Genomic DNA, 15,196 nt, shown 5'->3' with positions numbered 1-15,196 from the left:
GGGCCATCGCCCTCGGGCTCCCCGAACTGTCGGCCTCACCTTGCGTGCGCCGCCCTTGTTCAAAAGCGTAAGATCAATGAATTTGAAGCAAGGACGGATAACCCTTGGCAAAAGGCATTCCCGTCTTCCGGTTCTTCCGATTTCCTCTGCCTGCGACCTGGTTAGTGGACCATGGCCGCTTCGATGGCGATGCGGATGGCATCGGAGGTGTGGTTTGCGCCCAGCTTGTTGAGCATGTTGGCGCGGTGGATCTCCACCGTGCGGGGGCTGATCGAGAGCTTTTCCCCGATGAGACGGTTGGACAGGCCGCTGGCGACACCGCCAAGGACTTCGCGTTCGCGGCGGGTGAGGCGGTCCACGCGGGCGCGGGCCATGATCTCGCGCAGCTTGGCGTTGCCCACGCTTTCGGCCCGGCGCATGGCGCGATCGAGCGTTTCGTTAAGCTCGGGCGCGGTGATGGGCCAGGCAATGTAATCGATCGCGCCGTCGAGGATGGCGCCGACGATGCGCTGGGCGGCCGGGTTTTCACTGAAGGCGATGATTGGAAACCATTCGCCATGCTGGGACATGTTTTCGATCAGTTCGTCGATGGCGCCGGCATCGTCATGGATCAGGATGATGCCCGAGCGCGGCCAGCTGGAGGTCAGTTCGGAGAGGTTTTCAAAGGGTTCGACGTGAATGTTGGCCGAAGACAGCGCATGGCTGATGGTGGCGCGGCGGCGCATGTCCCTGTCGATCAGGATGAGGTTCGAGATACCCTGTTCCAAGATAATTCTCCCTTCTTATTTCTGCTTAGGGAGATATCGCAAATCGGGGTGTTTTCCTGCGGTTTCCCGTCCGATGTCGAGGTTTTGGGGGGCGCTCCGAGGGAAATTACCGAGAAATCAACGGGAGGTCAGGAAATCCGGGCCGCCGAAATGGTGGTAGATGGAGAATGCGCCAAAAAATTGGGGCGCTAGGTGGTAAACGCGGCGGGATCAGCCGGTCTGCATGGCCTGGCTGATTTCCAGGAAATCGCTGCGCAGGGCATCGATCCGGTCGCGCGCGAAAGTCGTCGCGCTATCCAGGATCGTGCGCCGCGCGGCGGCGTAGAGCTGGTTCAGCGCCGAGGCGATCCCGCTGTCGCCTGAGACGCCCATCTGCAAGGCGGTAACGGCGGTCAGGGCGCGGGTCATCGAGCGGCTTTTCAGTTCGCCATCGCCGATGGAGTCGGCGTGGAGCGCGGTGCCCAGCGCACTGACGAGATGTTCATAGCACAGATGCACCAGTTCGGTGCGGTCGGCGCCGTTGACGCGGGCGTCGAAGTCGACGCGCCGATAGGCTTCGTGAGGGGTGACGCGTCCAAGCATGTCAGCTGTCCGAACGGTTCCACTGGGCGATCTGGTTTTCCAGCATGGCCATTGTCGAGTTCAGCATGCCGATGCGGCTTTCCGAGGTCGTGAACTGGCCGGCAAGGCGCGCGCGCAGCTTTTCCTGCTGCTCGGCGATCTCGGTACGGCTCTCCGAAATGTCGGTGAGCTGCTTGGTGTACCGGCGGATCGAAGAGCCCAGCGAGTTGAGGCTCGTGGTGGAGGAGGCGTCGCGGTAGATGCGGTTGATGCTGGCGTAGACACCGTGAACGCCGGTCGTGAACATGGCCGCGACGCCTTCCGGATCGGCTTCCATGGTCGCGGCGAGCCGCTCGGTATCGAGCGTGAAGGTGCCGTTGCGTTCGGTCTTGAGGCCCAGGTCGCCAAGCGTGCGCGCGGTCCCCGTGGCGTTGGGCATGATGGTGCTGCTCGCGAGGCCCGAGAAGGCGCGCTTGAGCGCGCGGGCGCCGCGGTCGCCCGCCAGTTCGCCGCCGATGGCGGTCGCCGCGTTGAGCGCGGACATGACCTCGTTCAGCGCATCGGTCAGGTCCTGCATCGAACTGGAGATGCTGGGGCCCGGATCGGCGAACGAGACGCGCGTGGGCGCGCCGATATTGGTGCCCGAAAGCTGGAGGCGCACGCCGGGAATGACGTCGCTGACCGTGTTCGAGGTGGAGGTGTAGTCGAGCCCGTCGACCGAGAAGGCCGCATCCACGGCGCTGGCGAGGAGCTCGCCATTGGTGGAGGACGGGTTCCAGGCTAGGTTGGCAAGGCCCGGTTCGGCTCCGTCCTCGGCCGCCTCCAGGATGAACCCGTTGGCCGCGCCGTTCTGGCCCTTGAGGACAAGCTGGGCGCCGTCGACGGTCTGCGCGACATAGGCCTGCACGCCGGCATTGGCGCCGTTGATGGCGCTGGCGACGTCGGAGAGCGTCGCACCGCTGGCGATGGTGATGTCGACGGCGGCGTGTCCGGTATCCTCGGTGAAGGTACTGCCCGAAACCGTGCCGAAGCGTAGGGTCAGGGTGCCGGCGCCCACCGTGTCGGAGGCCGAGTTATAGGCGTTGCTGGCGATGTTCTGGCCACTGGCGAGGCGCGTGACTTCCAGATCGTAACTGCCCTTGGGCAGTGACGTGCCGGTCAGCGAGGCCGAGGCGACCGAGCTGTTGGCGACGCTGGGCGTGCGGGCGAGGTCGCCGGTGCGGATCAGCGTACCCAGCGAGGTGTCGAGCGCGAGCATCATCGAGCGGATGTCGGACGCCGAGGAGATCTGGGCTTCCAGCGTCTCGCTGCGGGTGTCGAGCCGGTTGACCTTGTTGGCAAACTGCGCCTGCGCCAGCTTGTTGGCGAGGTCGAGCATGTCGATGCCGCTGCCCCCGCCGAGGGCGGTGACCAGCGAGCTGGTGGCGGTGGGGGAGTTGTTGATCGTGCTCATGGCAGAAAGAACGGCTCCACGAAGGGCAGGTTAAGGGCGGCGACGTGCAAGGCAGGCATCACGGGCCTGCCGATTCCAGGCGGCCCTCGCTGTCGAAGCGCAGGGTGACAGGCACTGCAACAGCGGGGCGGGTGCGTGTCTCGCCGCGCTTCAGGGCCATGACGAAGGCCAGGATCGCGGCTACGGCGACGTAATGTTCCTCGCGGATCATGCGCTTCTCCCGGGTGCTGTAATAGACCGAGCGCGCGAGCGCGGGGTATTCCAGCGTGGGCACGGCGTATTCGGCGGCCAGTTCGCGGATCGCCATGGCCTTCTCGCCGCGCCCCTTGGCGACGAGGATAGGCGCAGGCGCCTTATCGGGGTTCCAAGACAGGGCCACGGAAAAGTGCGTGGGGTTGGTGAGAACGAAGCTCGCTTCCTGCATCGCGGGGATGAGGGCGCCCATCGCGATCTTGCGCTGGCGGTCCTTGATCGCGGCCTTCTTTTCGGGCGCGCCTTCGCTGTCCTTCTGTTCGTCGCGTACTTCCTGCAGCGTCATCTTGAGGCGCATCAGACGGCGAAACAGCTGGACGGGCAGGTCGAGCAGAGCGATCAGCGTGAGGCCTGCGGCGAGCCAGAAGAGCAGGAGGACAAGCTCTTCCCAGGCATAGGAAAGCTCCTGCAGGAGGTTGCCCCGACCCAATCGGGCGAGCGTTTCCAGCCGGTCGCTGGCCCACACCCAGGCGATGGTGCCCAGCAGCGTCACCTTGGCGAGGCCCTTCACCATCTCGATCAGGCCATTGGGCCCGAACATGCGCTTCAGGCCCTTCATGGGATCGATGCGCGAGCCCTTGAAGGCCAGGTTCGAGGCCAGCCAGCGGCCTTCGCCGAACCCCAGCTGGGAGAGAAGGCTGACGAGCATCACGCTGACCCCCAGGAGGAACACCGGGGGGAGGGCGGCAATCAGCGCCTGGATGAGGAGGGTGCCGGGGGTGAAGTCATCAATGGCGCCGGGCGTGAACAGGAACCCCGAGCGCAGCACGCGCACGAGACGCTCCAGCAGCCAGGGCCCCGCCAGCAGTAGCCAGATCGCGCCGATGGCGACCGCGCCCGCGGTCCCCAACTCGCGCGAGCGGATGACGTCGCCCTTCTTGGCGGCATCGCGCTTGCGCTTTTGTGTGGGGGCAAAGCTCTTCTCGCCGTCGCTCTCGCTCATGGCGCGATCACCTGGGCCGCATTGAGGATCGCCTCGCGCGAGAGGCGGGTGACGAGATCGGTGAGAACCGGCGCGGAGACGAGGAGCGCGGCGAGGCCGCCGAGGATCCCTGCGGGCAGGCCCAGCGAGAAGAGATTGAGCGCAGGGGCCGAGCGGCTGAGGACGCCTGTCACCAGCTGTACGGTGAGGAGGACCAGGCAGACCGGCAGCGCGATGGTCGCGGCGGTCGCGAACATCTGCACGCCAAACCCGGCGATGAGGGCGAAACGTCCGGTGCCCAGCCAGGTCTCGCCCGGAGGAAAGGTGCGGTAGCTTTCCACGATGAGGGCGAACCATTGCAGGTGCGCGCCCAGTCCCAGGAAGATCATCGTCAGGACAACCGCGAAGTATTGGCCGAGCGCGGGGGACTGGGTGCCCGAATTGGGATCGACCGCAACCGCCATGTTCATTCCCATCGAGCCGCCGATGACCTCGGCGGCAATGACGGGGGCGGCAAAGGCAAGCTGGAGCACGAAGCCGAGCGCCAGGCCGATCACGACTTCGCCCAGCACGGCCAGCAGGCCGGGAAGCGAGAAGAGCGCGGCGGGCACGGCAACCTCTGTCCAGGCGCAGACCAGAACGGCGAGCGCCCCCGCACCGATCACGCGCAGCTGTGGGGGCACGCTGGGGATGCCGAACAAGGGCGCGGCGACAAGCGCGGCGCCAATGCGGGTCATCACGAAGAGCATGCGCCAGAACTCGTCCTCCAGCGCGCCGAAGCCGAAGTCGAGCTGGATCACGGGATGACCTGCTCGGCCTGACCCATGCGCGCGATCTGGGCGAAGATTTCCTGCGCGAAGTCGCCCACCAGCGTCATCATCGAAGAGCCCATCAGGACAAGGACAAGCGCGACGACGGCGAGCTTGGGGACGAAGGTGAGCGTTTGCTCGTTGACCGAGGTCGCCGCCTGGACCAGGCCCACCGCCAGGCCCACCGCAAGGGCGGAAAGCAGCACTGGCGCGGCGACGAGGGCGGTGACCCACAGCATCTTGTCCGCGAGCGCGAGAAGGTTGGTGATGTCTTCCATGGCACGCGCCTCAGGCGAAGCTGGCCGCGAGCGAGCCCATCATCAGCGCCCACCCGTCGACGAGGACGAAGAGCAGGAGCTTGAAGGGCATCGAGACCACCATCGGGCTCATCATCATCATGCCCAGCGACATCAGCACCGAGGAGATCACGAGGTCGATGACGAGGAAGGGCAGGAATAGCATGAAGCCGATCTGGAAGGCGGTCTTGAGCTCGCTGGTGACAAAGGCGGGCAGGAGGATCGAGAAGGGCACCTCGCGGCTGGAGGCAAACTGGGGCGCGTTGGCCATCTCGGCGAACATGGTGAGGTCGCGCTCGCGCGTCTGACGCACCATGAAGGCGTGAAACTCGGTCCCTGCGTTGGCGATGGCCTCCTGTGCGTTGATCTGGTCCGCCGCATAAGGGGCGATCGCGGTCTCGTTCACGCGGTCGAGCGTCGGGGCCATGACGAAGAGCGAGAGGAACATGGCAAGCCCGATCAGCACCTGGTTGGGTGGGGACTGCTGGAGGCCGATGGCCTGGCGCAGGATGGCGAGCACGACGAGGATGCGCGTGAAGCTCGTCATCATCAGGACGAGGCTGGGCAGGATCGTCAGCAGCCCCATGATGAGGAGCAGCTGGAGCGACATGCTCATGCCCGGCCCGCCGGGGCCGTCGCCAGTACCGCCGATCTGCTCGAAGGCGCGGTCGAGCGCGCCAGGGATGGCCTCCTGCGCGTGGGCAAGCGTGGGAAGGAGCGTGACGGCCAGGATCGCGCCTGCAAGCGCGAGCGCAAACGGGCGTCTCATTCGATCACCTCGAAGGTGGCGCGTGCGGGCGCCTCGGCCAGCCGTGTCAGGCCATGGCGCGAGGCCGAGACGAGGATCTCGCGGCCATGGAACTCGATCACCGCCAGCTTGAGCGTGGGCGAGAGCATGGTCGTCTCGACGATGCGGATGGAGCGCGCGCCACTGTTGATGCCGGCGCGCTGCTGGACCTTGCGGGCGAGCGTCAGCGCGCCCCAGGCGAGGAGCGCGATCAGCGGCAGCAGGATCACGAGCTTGAGGACATACCAGAGCATGGCTCTACTCCCCGCTGGTCTGGGTGGCCTTGCCACCCGCCGCGCCGGGGAGCGGCAGGGCGGAATCGACCGCCGGATCGCCGTCCTCGCTTTCGTCCTCGTCGCCGACCATCTCGACGATGCGTAGGCCAAATCGCCCGTTGTGCGAGATGACCTCGCCGCGCGCGATGGGCTTGCCGTTGACGAGGATGTCGAGCAGCTCGTCGGTCATCCGGTCGAGCACGACCAGGCTTTCCGGGCCGAGCGCAAGGACGTCCTTGAGCTTCATCTGCGACCGGCCGAGTTCGACCGAGACGCGCACGTCGACATCGCGCAGGAATTCAAAGCCGCGCGGGTGCTTTCGTGGCGGCGCTGTCATGGCGTTTTCGTCATGGCTAAAGGGTTCCCCAGTTGAAGACGCAGGTGTGACCGCACCGGCGTGGTGGCAGTGCCCGTCCCGTCCGTGCCGCTGTGCAGACGGCGTGGGCGGGGCGGGCGTTCAGAAGGCCTGTCCGACCTGGACGGCGACCATGTCGTCCAGTTCTCCGACAGTGCCGGTGGCAATGATCTGTCCCCCCGCCATGAGCGGCACGGCCCGGCTGACCGGAACCGGGATGACGTCGCCCGGACGCAGCGCCGAGAGACGGCGCATGGGCATGGGCATGTCGACAAGGACGGCGGTGAGTTCGAGCATGAGCGAGGCGAAGGGTTCCTCGGTGGGACCGGCCTTGCGCGGGGCCGCGCGGGGGCGCGCGGGCTTGCGCTGGGGCAGCAGCAGGGGGCCTAGGGTGGTGACCGGAAAGGCGAGGCTCAGCGTCCAGGGTTCCGCGCCCGCTTCCTCGATGTCGAGCGAGAGCTGGAGGAGGTCGGCGCGCATGTCGAAAGGATCGAGCTGGCGCAGGCTGGTGTCGCGGCGCAAGGGGCGCACAAGCGTTGCCGTCTCGTGCGAGAACAGCTGGCTGAGCGTTGCCGCAATCGCCCCCTCGATCCGCGCGAGCAGCAGCTCGGCCGAGACCGGGAAGCGGTCGGGCAGGGGATCGGGCACCACGCCATTGCCGCCGAACGCGCGGTCAACGAGGCGGAACACCGGTGCGGCCTCGAAAGTGGCAAGCAGCGGCAGGTTCTTGGGGCCCGCGCCGAGCAGGGCGTGGGCGGCGAGGGTTTCGAGTTCGGACTGGATACCGCCCAGCGTCGTATCCATCGGCATCCCGGCGCGCACCACGGGGGGATCGCCGCCGGAAATGCGGGCCAGCTCGCCGGGCAGGATACGCACCAGCCGCTCGCCCAGGAACGAAAGCGCAGGCACCAGCTCGTCGATCGACGGTGCCTTGCCGAGAAGTTCGGTTGCGTGCTTCGCCTTCACCGGGGCCCTATCCGAGGTCGCGTTCATCCCGACCTCACTGGATGATCAGCGTGCGGAAGTAGACGGCATCGACGCCGCCATAGCCTTCCTTCTTCTTGAGCACGTCGTTGATGGTCTTGGTCAGCCGCTTCTGCAGCTTGTCCTTGCCCTTGATGGTGAACATGTCGTCCTCGTGCGTGTCGGCGATGACGGAGAGCATGTTCGAGCGGATCGCCAGTTCGTGCTTGGCCAGCCATTGCAAGACGCGTCCGTCGCGGCGGGTCGAGCAGGCCAGCGCCAACTGGACCAGCGCATCGGAATCCTTGAGGTTCGAGGTGAACTCGTCCTTGAACGTGTAATAGGCGGTGCGGTATTCATCGCCGCCGTCGCCGTGCTCCTCATGGCCGCCGCCGCCTTCTTCCTCGCCTTCGCCCGCAGGCGGGGCATAGGGGTCGACTTCGCCCTTGCGGACAAGTTGCGGGCCCTTGGGCTCGTGGCCTTCCGAATGGCCGCCGCCCAGGAACATCATGGCACCTGCCGCGCCGCCCCCGCCCACGATGAGCATGGCGACGGCCACGAGGATGAGGCCCATCTTGCCTTTGCCCTTGGGCTTGTCGTCCTTGTCTGCCTTGTCGCTCATTCAGAGATTTCCTCGCTGGGGCCTGTCATCAGGCGTACCTGTCATCAGGCGTAGACGCCGCCGCGCGTGTCGCGGGCCGGGCGGTCGGATGAACGGGCAGGGGTGCCCCTGGCAGGCGTGTCGGAGCCTTCGCGCCCACCGGAACGCGGCGTCCCGGAGGAGCCGGACGCTTGACCATCCTCCCGCGCCTGCCCCGCGCTTTGGGCGAAGCCTTGCCCGCCCTTGTGGTCCTGTCCGTTCGGGGAAGTGGCGGTGTTCTGCCCCTGTTGCCCGGAGGACTGCTGGAAGGGATTCTCGCGCGGTGTGTCGCTCCCCTGCGTGCTGGAGGCGGCCAGCACCTGTGCGGCGGCTCCCTGTACGGAGGCGGCAAAATCGGGATCGGCGCTGCGCAGGGAGACGCTCATCCCGGTCTCATCCGGGCGAAGTTGCAAGGCGACATGCCCGAACTGGGCATGGACCAGAGACGTGCGCACGACCTGCGGCGCTTGCGCTTCGCGCGCTTCGTGAAGGCGCCCGAGCAGCGTGTCGAAATCGTGCGGGGTTTCGGCGCGCAGGGGCGCTTGTATCTCCGCCCCCTGAAGGGCGGGCGCATCTGATCCCTGTACCATGATCGGCGCGAACGGCGCGCTTGGCTGCGGCGGGGTGCTGACGGGTGCGGGCACTGGAGAAGCGCCTGACGGCATGGCGGTGTCCGCTGCCTTCTCGGGCGCGCGGGCGGAGAGGGAGCGGCCTTCCTCCTTGACGGCACTTGCGGAGGCGACCGCCATGGGGGGCTGGGGCACGAACTCGCCGTCCTGGACCGGGCGATCCGCCCGCACCATGGCGAGAGTGGCTGCAATCCCCTTTGCGGGAGGCGGGACCGGTGGCGTGGGCGTCTGTGCAAGCTGCGCATCCGATTGGGCGTGTGCCGAGGTCGGAACGGGAAGACCAGGCTGTGCGGGGGCAAGCCTATGCAGGGTAGGCCTGTGCAGGAGGGTCACCGGGGAAAGGGCCAAGCGTCGGGTGACCGGTACCTCTTGGGCCAGATCTTCCATGCCTTGGGCGCGCGACGCCGGGGGCTCGGCGCCTTGCCGGGAGAGGGCGACAGGGCGGACCGGAGTGGCCTCCTTCGCAGACGACATCTGAACCGGTCGCGTGGCCGCGTCGAAGGCGGGTGTCACGGGGGGCTGCGTCGGCTCGGCAGGCATTTGCAGCCGGGCAATCGTTCCGGCAAGGGCGCCTCCGGAGGAGCCTTCCCCAGACGTTTGTCGGCCTGTCGGCACGGAAGGGACGCTTGGAACCAACGATGCGCGGAGCGGCAGGACAGAACCCACCGCAGGGGGCGAGGCAGGCGATGCGGCGACGTGCGGGAGAGGGCCCGCCGGAGAGGGCGCTGCAGGCGATGCGGCGATGTGCGGGACGGAGCTCGCCGGAGAGGGCGAGGCAGCCGATACGGCGACGTGCGAAACAGAGCCTGTCGGAGTGGGCGGCGCAGGCGAAGCGGCGACAGGCGGAACGGGCACGTCGACCAGCAAGGCGAGCCATGGCGGCGTGAGCGGTGCGGGCAGGTCCGGTCCGCCCGGAGAGACTTCTCCCGTCACGTCCTGCGGTGCGCTGTCCGGGGCTGCGCCAAGCTCCTGCGGCGCGGCTGGCGGCAGCGGATCACCGATGGACGGCAAGGGATTGCCGCCCGGCAGGGGCGTGATCGAGGGCATGGCCTCGGTGCCCGGCGTCTGCGCCCGGAGAGGATCTGGCATGGCCATGTCCGGGGCGGGAAGGGTGGCAGGGGCCGGGGCCGTCTCCCCCTCAAACAAGGCAAGTCCCTGCAATGTAGCCGAGAAGTTCGCGCCGGTGCCGCGCTCTCCGGGCACGCCGCCGGAACCCGCGCCAAGCGTGGCGGAGCCGTTCAGGATCGTCCGGAGAAGGCCGAGGCCTTGGGAAGGTGCGTGCGGAGGGATCATCGAATACGGGTCCTTGGGCTTGCCATGGGGAGGACTATTCAAGCTCCGTGCCATTCGCGCGGCGGGCGGAGAGAACGGGCGTTGCCGCCTGCTTGGCGATCATGCGTTCCTGGAGGGCCGCACGTTCCTCGATGGCGGCGCGGCGGCGTTCGGCCTCGGCTAGGTGCTTCTGCTTGGCATCGGCAATGGCGTGCGCGCGCTCGGCATCGCCCTGGGTCGTGCGCGAAAGGGTCTGGAGGCCGGAGACGAAACGCCCGATCTGGTGCAGCGCCGCGCCATCGGTCGCGGTGCGGCGTGTGGCGTATTCTTCGGCAAGGCGGCGGGTGCGTTCGGTCAGGGCCTGGAGCTGGGCCAGGGTCCCCTCGGCTTTTGCGGCCTCGGCCGCAGCGGTCTGGCGGGCGATGTCGCGCACCTTTTCCAGACGGCGCAGGCGGGCAAGGCGCTTGTGGGCGTCGGTCATCGATCAGCTTGCGAGCAGGGCTTCGAGCTGGGTGGCGCTGTCCTTGAGCGGCACGACTTCGCCGGCCCCTTGCGCGAGGAAGGCCGTCAACTTGCCGGTCATGGCAATTGCGCGATCAAGCTGGGCATCGGCGCCGGGGCGGTAGGCGCCCATCAGTACGAGATCGCGGTTGGCCTCGTAGCTGGCCGTCAGCGCGCGGAAGGTGCGGGCAAGCTTCTGATGCTCCTCGGGCACGATGTCGTTCATCACGCGGCTGAGCGAGGCGGCAATGTCGATGGCCGGATATTGCCCGCGTTGGGCCAGTTCGCGGCTGAGCACAATGTGCCCGTCGAGGATCGAGCGCGCGGTGTCGACGACCGGATCGTCCTGATTGTCGCCATCGGCGAGCACGGTGTAGAGCCCGGTGACCGAGCCCCCTGAGGCCGCCGAGTTGCCCGCACGCTCGACCAGCTTGGTGATCGTGGCGAGCGCGGACGGGGGATAGCCGCGCGCCGCGCCGGGTTCTCCCAGCAGAAGGCCGATTTCGCGCGCGGCGTGGGCGACGCGGGTCAGGCTGTCCATGATGAGCAGGACCTTGCGCCCCCGCGCGCGGAAATGTTCGGCCATCGAGGTTGCCAGCATGGCTCCACGCAGGCGCAGGTTGGGGGCATGGTCGGCCGGAACTGCAACGACCACGGTCTTTTCCTTCATGGCCGCGTTCATGTGCCGCTCGACGAAGTCCGAGACCTCGCGGGCGCGCTCGCCGATGAGGCCGACCACGACCACGTCCGCGCCATTGCGGGCAAGCGAGGCGCCGCGCGCGATCATGTCGATCAGCACCGACTTGCCCACGCCCGAACCGGCCATGACGCCGATACGCTGGCCCACACCAAAGGTGGTGAGCGCGTTGAGCGCGCGCACGCCGGTGTCGAAGGGCACGCGGACCGGGCTGCGATCGAGCGCGGAGGTGCGCACGCCGCCCGCGGGCCACTCGCCGCGCGTGTGGATGGGGAGGCCGCCGTCGATGGGAACGCCCTCGCCATCGACCGCGCGGCCCAGGAACGCCTCGCCCACGGGCAGCATGCCCGGGCGCCCCTCGGGAATGACCCGGGCGCCGGGGCGCAGCAGGATCGTGTCGCCCAGCATCATCATCATCGTGCGCCCGTTGCGAAAGCCGATGACTTCGGCGAGCAGCGGCGCCTTGCGCCCGTCCGCAACCCGGCACATCGCGCCCACCGGGATTGCAAGGCCGCTCACTTCGAGCAGCCCTCCGTCGCAGGCCGTGACATAGCCGAAGCGGCGCGGGGCGAGGTCGACCGGCTCTGTGGCCAGGTCGCGCAGGATAGCTTCGCACATCTCCAGCATGAGGCCGCTCAGCAGTCGTGCAGCGCTTCGGCGATGGCCTCGCGCCAGGCGGCCGGGCCGTCCTCGATCCCGCCGCTGGCGGTCTCGATGCGCAGGGCCCCGCGTTCGAGCTTGGGGTCAGCCTGGAGCGTCCACTGCTCGGCAAGGCGGGGGGAGACCAGCGCCATGTCTTCGGGGTTGAGACGGATCACGCGCTCGTCGTCAGCGCGCGCGAGCATGGCGACGGCGCGGGCGACGCGCCGTTCGAGCGCCTCGGCATCGAGCGCGAGCGGGGCCAGCGCGCTTTCGCACAGCGCCGCGACCGTTTCACGCAGACGCAGGCGCAGCTGCTCTTCCAGTTCGGCGTCGAGCCGGGTGAGCGAGAGGCACAGCGCCTCGCGCGCCGCCTCGTCGGCCCCCTGCTTTTGCGCGGCGGCTTGCTGGGCCTGTTCGAAACCGGCGGTGAAGCCCTGGGTGAAGGCCTCTGCGAGCGGGTCCGGGGTATCCCCTTCCGGCGCGGTGTCTTCGTGGGAGGAAGCCTGCGCGTCGTTTGCTTCGGCGCTGCGCAGATTGCCGCCGTAGCGCAAGTCGGGCGTGAAGCCGCGCCGTTCGGCGTAAGGCTCGATCAGCTTGAAGCCCGGACGGGGAAAGGCAAAGCCCAGATCAGACATATTCACCGTCTCCCGAACCCAGGATCAGCGAGCCGTCGGCCACCAGCTTGCGGGCAATGGCGACAACTTCCTTCTGCGCGGCGACAACGTCGGCCAGCTTGGTGCGCCCGCGCGCGGCGATCTCGTCCTTGACGCCGTCCGCGGCGCGGCTGGACATGGCGCGGAAGAAGAACTCGCGCTCCTCTTCCGAAATGCCCTTGAGCGAATCGATCAGCGTGTCGTTGCCGACATCGCGCAGGAGCACGCCCATCTGCTGGGGATCGAGCACGAAGAGGTGCTCGAACTTGAACATCTCCTCTTCCAGCTTCTTGGCCAGTGCCTTGTCCTTCTTGGCGATCTCGCTCATCACGCGCTTCTCGACGACCTTGCCCACTCCGTTGATGATCTCGGCGGCCTCCTTCATGCCGCCCATCTGCAGGGGGCGGCTGCCATGGCACTGGGTGATGCGTTGGCTGAGCAGCTCTTCCAGCATGGCGATGGCCTGGGGCGAGACCGGACCGATGGTTGCCACGCGGTGGATGATTTCCGAGTGCTGCTCGGGCGGCAGACCGTGGAGAACCTCGGCGGCGACCAGCGGATCGAGCTGGACCAGCAGCACGGCGATCGCCTGGGGATGCTCGTCCTTGATGAGTGGGATCAGCGCGGAGGGATTGAGCCAGCGCGCCAGCTCCACCATCGAGCCCTTGGGGGCGTCGGGCGGCACGATGCGCTGCATCAGGTTGTCGGTCTTCACCTCGCCCAGCGCGCGGTGCATCATCATGCGCACCTGCCCAACCCGGTCGTGCGAGGGCAGGCCGAGCGCCTCGGTCTTTTCCAGGAACCCGGTCAGGGCCTCGGCGATGACGTCTGGGCCGATGTCACCCAGTGCGCACATCTTTTCGCCCAGGAGCCGCAACTCGTCGGGCTCCAGTTCGGCGAGGATGCGGCTGGTCTGTTCCTCGTCCAGCAACATCATCATCACGGCGGCGTTGTCGGCCGCCTCGAAGGGGGCTGCCTCGCTCATCAGGCCGCCTTTGCCTCATCTTCTGTGGGCATGTGGTTAAGCATCTGGCGCAGCGCCTGCACCGCGCCGCCCGGGTTCTCGGCGACGAGCCCGCGGGCGAGCGTGATCTGGCGGTTGAGGAGCTCGGCGCGCGGCACGTATTCCTCTTCCTCCTCGGTGCCCGGAATTGTCGGGCGTTCCGCGGGGATGGCCGGAGCCTCGAGCGCGGCGGGCGCGTCCTCGTCCTCGGCGGCGCCCTTGGCTTTCTTGCCTTTCTTGCCCTTGGCACCCTTCACCTTGTCGCCGCGCACGGCCTTGACCATCGGGCGTACGCCCAGGAGCAGGACAAGCAGTACCGCGATGACGGCCGCCCCGTTGCGCACGAGCATGGCAAACCAGCTTGTCTCGTAGAAGGGCAGGGCGGTTTCGGGCGTGACCTCGAAGGCGCGGGTGATGACCTTGACGACATCGCCGCGCTGCGGGTTCGCGCCGACCGCCGCGCTGACGAGGGCCTCGAGGTCGGCGAGCTGCTGCTGGTTGGCGCCTTCCATGGCGTCCGCGCTGATCGCGACAGCGACCGAGAGGCGCTGGACGCGGCCGGGACCCGTGTTCGAGACCGAGACTTCGCGGCCCAGTTCATAAGTGCGGCTCGACGAGCTTTCGCCATTTGTCGGGGGCGGTGTCTGAGCGCCCTGAGCCTGTCCCTGGGTGCCCTGTGGCGCGCCCGGTTGGGCCTGGGTCTGCGGCGGGGGCGTGTTGGCGAGTACGCCGGGGACACCCACCGCGGCACCTCCGGTGCTGGATTGCGACTGCTGCTGCGTCTCGCTGCGCACGACGCCGTCCTTGTCGTAGCTCTCGCGCGCGGAGGTCACCTCATCCATGTTGAGGTCGACCTGGATCTCGGAGGTGAAGTTGCTTTCACCGAGCATGGGGGAGAGCAACTGGGCGACCTGTTCGCGCAGCTTGGCTTCCATTCGGGCCTGGAGGTCGAGCCGGTCGGAATCGACGCCCTGGCCCAGCTGCGAGAGGAGGCGTCCGTGCTGGTCGATCACCCGCACGGCATCGGGCGAGAGGCCCGGCACAGAGCCCGCGACGAGGTTGACCACGGCGCTGACCTGCCCGTCAGTCAGACTGCGGCCCCGGGCGAGGCGCACCATGACCGAGGCGGACGGGGGCACGTTGTCGCGCACGAAGACCGATTTCTCGCCTGCGGCCAAGTGCACGCGCACGCTTTCGACGCCATCGATCTCGCGGATGGTCATCTGCAGGTCGGCTTCGCGCGCGGCGCGCAGGCGCTCGCCCTCGAGCGTGCGGCTGGCACCCATCGGCAGGCTGTCGAGCATCTGGGCGCCGCTTTCGGGCACAGCGAGCGCGCCGTCCGAGGCGACCAGCATGCGCGCGCGATAGAAGTCGCCCTCGGCCACGGTCAGTGCGCCCGTGGAATTGTCGATGCGGTAGTCGATCGCGGCCTGGTCAAGCGCGGCGGCGACGCTGGCGCGTTCGCTGTCGCCGAGCTGGGCGTAGAGCACACGCTGGGGATCAGGGGCCATCGCGCTCCAGGTCAGGAGCGCAGCGCCGATCGCGGCAAGCCCGACGAAGACCGGCAGGACCTTGCGCACGGCAGGCTGCGCGGTGAAGGCCGAGAGGCGCGTAAGGACAGGCCCGCCGGCAGGGTCGGTGAAGGGCGAGAAGAGCGAAGGCGCGGCGGGCAGTTGCGCGCCGCCGGCGGGGGCGGGGACGAGGTCGGCCATGGCTTAA

At 67.9% G+C, this 15,196-nt stretch carries 17 protein-coding genes; all 17 read right to left on the bottom strand.

Annotated elements, in window-relative coordinates; genetic code table 11:
- Positions 1-161: 161 nt before the first annotated feature.
- Entirely contained in the window at positions 162-767 is a 606-nt protein-coding gene (locus MTR65_RS16325) for a response regulator transcription factor (protein ID WP_239026346.1), read from the bottom strand.
- A gap of 210 nt (positions 768-977) precedes the next feature.
- The gene (locus MTR65_RS16320; protein ID WP_243802066.1) at positions 978-1,349 is read right to left on the bottom strand and encodes a flagellar protein FliS; all 372 of its coding nucleotides are present in this window, start codon (positions 1,347-1,349) and stop codon (positions 978-980) included.
- Position 1,350: 1 nt separating this feature from the next.
- Positions 1,351-2,781, bottom strand: a complete 1,431-nt coding sequence (gene fliD / locus MTR65_RS16315) for a flagellar filament capping protein FliD (RefSeq protein WP_243802064.1) — start codon at positions 2,779-2,781, stop codon at positions 1,351-1,353.
- Between the two features lie 58 nt (positions 2,782-2,839).
- Positions 2,840-3,976 (bottom strand): EscU/YscU/HrcU family type III secretion system export apparatus switch protein, encoded by a 1,137-nt coding sequence (locus MTR65_RS16310; protein ID WP_243802061.1) that lies wholly within the window; start codon positions 3,974-3,976, stop codon positions 2,840-2,842.
- Positions 3,973-4,755 (bottom strand): flagellar biosynthetic protein FliR, encoded by a 783-nt coding sequence (fliR, locus tag MTR65_RS16305; protein WP_243802059.1) that lies wholly within the window; start codon positions 4,753-4,755, stop codon positions 3,973-3,975. The genes MTR65_RS16310 and fliR overlap by 4 nt, the downstream gene beginning before the upstream one ends.
- On the bottom strand, positions 4,752-5,042 hold the full coding sequence (locus MTR65_RS16300) for a flagellar biosynthetic protein FliQ (RefSeq protein WP_148629326.1): 291 nt from the start codon (positions 5,040-5,042) through the stop codon (positions 4,752-4,754). The genes fliR and MTR65_RS16300 overlap by 4 nt, the downstream gene beginning before the upstream one ends.
- A gap of 10 nt (positions 5,043-5,052) precedes the next feature.
- Complete coding sequence (fliP, locus tag MTR65_RS16295; protein WP_243802056.1) at positions 5,053-5,829, bottom strand: flagellar type III secretion system pore protein FliP; 777 nt, start codon at positions 5,827-5,829, stop codon at positions 5,053-5,055.
- Entirely contained in the window at positions 5,826-6,101 is a 276-nt protein-coding gene (locus MTR65_RS16290; RefSeq protein WP_243802054.1) for a flagellar biosynthetic protein FliO, read from the bottom strand. Before MTR65_RS16290 ends, fliP begins: the two co-directional genes overlap by 4 nt.
- 4 nt (positions 6,102-6,105) lie before the next feature.
- Positions 6,106-6,459 carry a flagellar motor switch protein FliN gene (gene fliN / locus MTR65_RS16285; RefSeq protein ID WP_243802052.1) on the bottom strand — a complete coding sequence of 118 codons (354 nt, stop codon included), beginning with the start codon at positions 6,457-6,459 and terminating at the stop codon, positions 6,106-6,108.
- Positions 6,460-6,579: 120 nt separating this feature from the next.
- Complete coding sequence (locus MTR65_RS16280) at positions 6,580-7,470, bottom strand: flagellar motor switch protein FliM (protein ID WP_243802050.1); 891 nt, start codon at positions 7,468-7,470, stop codon at positions 6,580-6,582.
- A gap of 7 nt (positions 7,471-7,477) precedes the next feature.
- Complete coding sequence (locus MTR65_RS16275) at positions 7,478-8,062, bottom strand: flagellar basal body-associated FliL family protein (protein ID WP_243802048.1); 585 nt, start codon at positions 8,060-8,062, stop codon at positions 7,478-7,480.
- A 44-nt stretch (positions 8,063-8,106) separates the two neighbouring features.
- A complete protein-coding gene (locus MTR65_RS16270; RefSeq protein ID WP_243802046.1) occupies positions 8,107-8,844 on the bottom strand; it encodes a hypothetical protein in 738 nt (245 codons plus the stop codon).
- Between the two features lie 1,192 nt (positions 8,845-10,036).
- A complete protein-coding gene (locus tag MTR65_RS16265; protein WP_243802044.1) occupies positions 10,037-10,462 on the bottom strand; it encodes a hypothetical protein in 426 nt (141 codons plus the stop codon).
- Positions 10,463-10,465: 3 nt separating this feature from the next.
- Positions 10,466-11,806, bottom strand: coding sequence for a FliI/YscN family ATPase (locus tag MTR65_RS16260; protein WP_243802042.1), 1,341 nt, complete (start codon positions 11,804-11,806; stop codon positions 10,466-10,468).
- 8 nt (positions 11,807-11,814) lie between these two features.
- Positions 11,815-12,456 (bottom strand): FliH/SctL family protein, encoded by a 642-nt coding sequence (locus MTR65_RS16255; protein WP_243802040.1) that lies wholly within the window; start codon positions 12,454-12,456, stop codon positions 11,815-11,817.
- Positions 12,449-13,459: a flagellar motor switch protein FliG gene (gene fliG, locus MTR65_RS16250; RefSeq protein ID WP_243802038.1), complete on the bottom strand. Its 1,011-nt coding sequence runs from the start codon at positions 13,457-13,459 to the stop codon at positions 12,449-12,451. Before fliG ends, MTR65_RS16255 begins: the two co-directional genes overlap by 8 nt.
- Positions 13,459-15,189: a flagellar basal-body MS-ring/collar protein FliF gene (gene fliF / locus MTR65_RS16245; protein ID WP_243802036.1), complete on the bottom strand. Its 1,731-nt coding sequence runs from the start codon at positions 15,187-15,189 to the stop codon at positions 13,459-13,461. The genes fliG and fliF overlap by 1 nt, the downstream gene beginning before the upstream one ends.
- Positions 15,190-15,196: the final 7 nt, after the last annotated feature.

Source organism: Novosphingobium mangrovi (assembly GCF_022818885.1).
In the GTDB taxonomy this organism is placed as follows: domain Bacteria; phylum Pseudomonadota; class Alphaproteobacteria; order Sphingomonadales; family Sphingomonadaceae; genus Novosphingobium; species Novosphingobium mangrovi.
Note: the sequence above shows the minus strand (reverse complement) of the source record. Positions and strands in the feature narration are given on the sequence as shown.

What these genes read in the sequence shown, in the direction of transcription:
- MTR65_RS16290 (WP_243802054.1), bottom strand. Translation starts at nt 6,101, where the DNA reads ATGCTCTGGTATGTCCTCAAGCTCGTGATCCTGCTGCCGCTGATCGCG.
- fliN (WP_243802052.1), bottom strand. Translation starts at nt 6,459, where the DNA reads ATGACAGCGCCGCCACGAAAGCACCCGCGCGGCTTTGAATTCCTGCGC.
- MTR65_RS16320 (WP_243802066.1), bottom strand. Translation starts at nt 1,349, where the DNA reads ATGCTTGGACGCGTCACCCCTCACGAAGCCTATCGGCGCGTCGACTTC.
- fliF (WP_243802036.1), bottom strand. Translation starts at nt 15,189, where the DNA reads ATGGCCGACCTCGTCCCCGCCCCCGCCGGCGGCGCGCAACTGCCCGCC.
- MTR65_RS16265 (WP_243802044.1), bottom strand. Translation starts at nt 10,462, where the DNA reads ATGACCGACGCCCACAAGCGCCTTGCCCGCCTGCGCCGTCTGGAAAAG.
- fliP (WP_243802056.1), bottom strand. Translation starts at nt 5,829, where the DNA reads ATGAGACGCCCGTTTGCGCTCGCGCTTGCAGGCGCGATCCTGGCCGTC.
- MTR65_RS16255 (WP_243802040.1), bottom strand. Translation starts at nt 12,456, where the DNA reads ATGTCTGATCTGGGCTTTGCCTTTCCCCGTCCGGGCTTCAAGCTGATC.
- MTR65_RS16280 (WP_243802050.1), bottom strand. Translation starts at nt 7,470, where the DNA reads ATGAACGCGACCTCGGATAGGGCCCCGGTGAAGGCGAAGCACGCAACC.
- fliD (WP_243802064.1), bottom strand. Translation starts at nt 2,781, where the DNA reads ATGAGCACGATCAACAACTCCCCCACCGCCACCAGCTCGCTGGTCACC.
- MTR65_RS16260 (WP_243802042.1), bottom strand. Translation starts at nt 11,806, where the DNA reads ATGCTGGAGATGTGCGAAGCTATCCTGCGCGACCTGGCCACAGAGCCG.
- MTR65_RS16275 (WP_243802048.1), bottom strand. Translation starts at nt 8,062, where the DNA reads ATGAGCGACAAGGCAGACAAGGACGACAAGCCCAAGGGCAAAGGCAAG.
- MTR65_RS16300 (WP_148629326.1), bottom strand. Translation starts at nt 5,042, where the DNA reads ATGGAAGACATCACCAACCTTCTCGCGCTCGCGGACAAGATGCTGTGG.
- MTR65_RS16310 (WP_243802061.1), bottom strand. Translation starts at nt 3,976, where the DNA reads ATGAGCGAGAGCGACGGCGAGAAGAGCTTTGCCCCCACACAAAAGCGC.
- fliG (WP_243802038.1), bottom strand. Translation starts at nt 13,459, where the DNA reads ATGAGCGAGGCAGCCCCCTTCGAGGCGGCCGACAACGCCGCCGTGATG.